This window comes from Pseudomonas sp. NPDC088429 (assembly GCF_044753305.1).
Classification (GTDB): Bacteria; Pseudomonadota; Gammaproteobacteria; order Pseudomonadales; family Pseudomonadaceae; genus Aquipseudomonas; species Aquipseudomonas rustica.
The window spans coordinates 1-2,716 of sequence record NZ_JBIVMX010000144.1 but is presented as its reverse complement, the minus strand read 5'-3'; the positions used below and the strand labels follow the sequence as shown (position 1 = coordinate 2,716).

Sequence of the window (2,716 nt, the reverse complement as noted above, 5' to 3'; positions counted from 1 at the left end):
GCACGCTCTGGATGCCAGCCGTCAAAGTAAAAGAGAACGAACCCATCCACGCAGCTCTGCGTCGTTTCAAGCGCTCCTTCGAAAAAGCCGGTGTACTGGCTGAAGCTCGTAGCCGCGAATTTTACGAGAAGCCAACTTCTGAGCGTAAGCGCAAAGCAGCAGCCGCTGTTAAGCGTCACGCCAAGAAAGTTCAGCGCGAACAGCGCCGCGCCGTTCGTCTGTACTAATACACAGACGTTCGTAGCAAGCTTCTTGCCTAAGCCCGGCTCTGAGCCGGGCTAATGGCATTTGCGTAAAACGCTTGATGCTTCAACGTCGAAGCCGCACACGCGACTAAGACGAATCTGCTTCACACGTCAGACCTGGCTCTTTTGCCAGCGGTGCACGTCTTTTCTGACGAGCCTTTCAAGGCTACTGACGAGCACACCCACTGATTCCTCTCACGACGATCAGCCCAAGGCACCTGCATGCGTGCCCGCTTTATTGAGCTATCCGAGGCCCTCAACCGGCCGTCAGCGGATTCAGCGCAACACTTTCAAATAGTCGAAGACTGATAGGTACTAACGTCAGTGGTTTTTCGGCAGATACACTTCCCGACAGCGATTACGCAGACGACACCGGTCGAGCCGCACTTTTTGCGCGCTTCAAACAACGACCCGCGTCCGGCAGCCTTACGCATCGGACTTATTGCAGCGCAGACGACGAGAATGCCATGGCCGGGCTAATTCCCCAGAGCTTCATTGACGACCTGCTGAACCGCACCGACATCGTCGATGTGGTCAGTTCGCGCGTGCAATTGAAGAAGGCCGGCAAGAACTACACCGCCTGTTGCCCGTTTCACAAAGAGAAAACCCCGTCGTTCAGCGTCAGCCCCGACAAGCAGTTCTATTACTGCTTCGGCTGCGGCGCCGGCGGTAATGCCCTCGGCTTTCTCATGGATCACGACAACCTGGATTTCCCCCAGGCCATCGAAGATCTGGCGAAAGCCGCCGGCATGGAAATCCCCCGCGAAGAAAGCGGCCGCGAGCGCAAGCCACGGCAACCGACTGATTCGCCGCTCTATCCGTTGCTCACTGCCGCTGCCGATTTTTACAAGCAGGCCCTCAAGAGCCACCCCGCGCGCAAAGCTGCCGTGGATTACCTCAAGGGTCGCGGCCTGACCGGCGAGATCGCCCGGGATTTCGGCCTCGGCTTCGCGCCGCCAGGCTGGGATAACCTGTTCAAACATTTGAGCAGCGACACCCTTCAGCAAAAAGCCATGATCGACGCCGGGCTGCTGATCGAGAACGCCGAAACCGGCAAACGCTATGACCGCTTCCGCGATCGCGTGATGTTCCCGATCCGCGACACCCGTGGCCGCATCATCGCGTTCGGTGGCCGCGTACTCGGCGACGACAAACCCAAGTACCTGAACTCCCCGGAAACCCCGGTTTTCCATAAAGGTCAGGAACTCTACGGCCTATATGAAGCACGCAAGAACAACCGCAACCTCGACGAAATCATCGTCGTCGAAGGCTATATGGACGTCATCGCGCTCGCCCAGCAAGGCCTGAAAAATGCCGTCGCAACGTTGGGCACCGCGACCAGCGAAGAACATTTGAAGCGCCTGTTTCGCGTCGTACCGAACGTGTTGTTCTGTTTCGACGGCGACCAGGCTGGCCGCAACGCCGCGTGGCGCGCACTCGAAGCAACGCTGTCGAGCCTGCAGGACGGGCGTCGCGCACGCTTTCTGTTCCTGCCCGAAGGCGAAGATCCGGATACGCTGGTTCGCGCTGAAGGCACCGATGCCTTCAAGGCGCGCATCAATCAGCACGCTCAGCCGCTGGCCGATTATTTCTTCCAGCAACTGACCGAAGAGTCTGACCCGCGTTCGCTCGAAGGCAAGGCGCACATGGCCACCCTCGCCGCACCGTTGATCGACAAAGTGCCGGGCGCCAACCTGCGCATCCTGATGCGTCAGCGCCTGACCGAAATCACCGGCCTGAGCAGCGAAACCGTCAGTCAGCTTGCGCAAAATGCGCCGCAGGAAGCGCCGCCCGCTTACGACCCGGGCATCAATTACGACGCAATGCCGGACTACAGCGACTACCATCAGCCGCAGGCACAGGACATGTATGTGCCGCAGCAGGAGTGGACGCCGAAGAAACCTGGCGCTGGCGGCAAGAAGTGGGACAAGAAGCCCTGGGATAAAAACGGCAAGCGTGGCGGCGATCGCGATCAGCAACGCCCGCGCACGCCGATTGGCGTCGAATCGCCAACCCTGACCGCCCTGCGCACACTGCTCCATCACCCGCAACTGGCCGAGCGCGTCGAAGATGCCGGGCACATTGCGGACGAGAATCAGACCAACGCCCAGCTGCTTGTGGCGCTGCTCGAAGCCGTACAGAAGAATCCCAAGCTAAACTCATTTCAGTTGATCGCGCGATGGCACGGCACTGAACAGGGTCGATTGCTCAAGGCATTGGCAGAAAAGGAGTGGTTGATTGACGGAGATAACCTTGAACAACAGTTTTTCGACACCATTACTAGCTTGTCAGCCCGCCAACGCGAGCGAAATCTTGAACAGTTACTCAGGAAAGCCCGTCAAAGCGAACTGAGTATTGAAGAGAAAAATCAACTGCGCGACCTTCTAAGTCGCAATGTTTCCGCATCAAACCCGACCTCAACTGGCGCGTGAGGTCATAGCTCAGGTATAATCCTCGGCTTGTTTTTTGCC

The 2,716-nt window shown here is 58.2% G+C and carries 2 protein-coding genes; both read left to right on the top strand.

From position 1 onward, the window contains the following. The first annotated feature begins 11 nt into the window (after nucleotides 1–11). On the top strand, nucleotides 12–227 hold the full coding sequence (gene rpsU, locus ACIP66_RS28455) for a 30S ribosomal protein S21 (protein ID WP_400652593.1): 216 nt from the start codon (nucleotides 12–14) through the stop codon (nucleotides 225–227). A gap of 485 nt (nucleotides 228–712) precedes the next feature. Further along, complete coding sequence (gene dnaG, locus ACIP66_RS28450) at nucleotides 713–2,677, top strand: DNA primase (RefSeq protein WP_053124418.1); 1,965 nt, start codon at nucleotides 713–715, stop codon at nucleotides 2,675–2,677. Nucleotides 2,678–2,716 lie beyond the last annotated feature (39 nt).

Bases quoted from the DNA above. Each gene is read 5' to 3' on its own strand.
- rpsU (WP_400652593.1), top strand. From the start codon at position 12: ATGCCAGCCGTCAAAGTAAAAGAGAACGAACCCATCCACGCAGCTCTG.
- dnaG (WP_053124418.1), top strand. From the start codon at position 713: ATGGCCGGGCTAATTCCCCAGAGCTTCATTGACGACCTGCTGAACCGC.